Here is a 532-nt window from a genome sequence, read left to right on the forward strand (position 1 = left end):
GCCGGCATGTGGACGTTGATGCCGATACCGATCACCGCGCGCGCCGGGCCGGCATATTCGCCGCCGCCCTCGGCCAGCAGGCCGACCAGCTTGCGTCCGTCCACCATCAGATCGTTCGGCCACTTCAACCCTGCCTGCACGTAGCCCAGGTCGTGCAGCGCCTCGGCCACCGCGATGCCGGCCACCAGGCTCAGGCCGCTCAGGCGGACCAGGCCACCGGAGAACAGGCGCAGCACCGACAGGTAGACGTTGGCGGCCAGTGGCGAGGCCCAGGTCCGGCCGCGACGGCCACGGCCGCCGGTCTGGCGCTCGGCCAGCAGGACGCGAACGCCCTGTTCAGGCGCGCTGCAGCGCAGCAACTCAGCGATGGTGGAGTCCACAGTCCAGGCGACCTGCAGCGACTGCAGCAGGGCCTGGGTGACCTTGGGCAAGCCGGCGCGGATGGTCTCCGGTTCCAGCAGGTCCAACGGCCGGGTAAGCCCATAGCCCTCACCGGCGCGCCCTTCGACTTCCACGCCGGCCGCCCTAAGTC

The 532-nt window shown here is 71.1% G+C and carries 1 protein-coding gene; it reads right to left on the reverse strand.

The genetic code is table 11. From position 1 onward, the window contains the following. Nucleotides 1-532 (reverse strand): biotin--[acetyl-CoA-carboxylase] ligase (locus tag ACXJKJ_RS31980; RefSeq protein ID WP_457395759.1); only part of this gene is annotated, 532 nt, incomplete at both ends.

Source organism: Roseateles sp. P5_E1 (assembly GCF_054049335.1).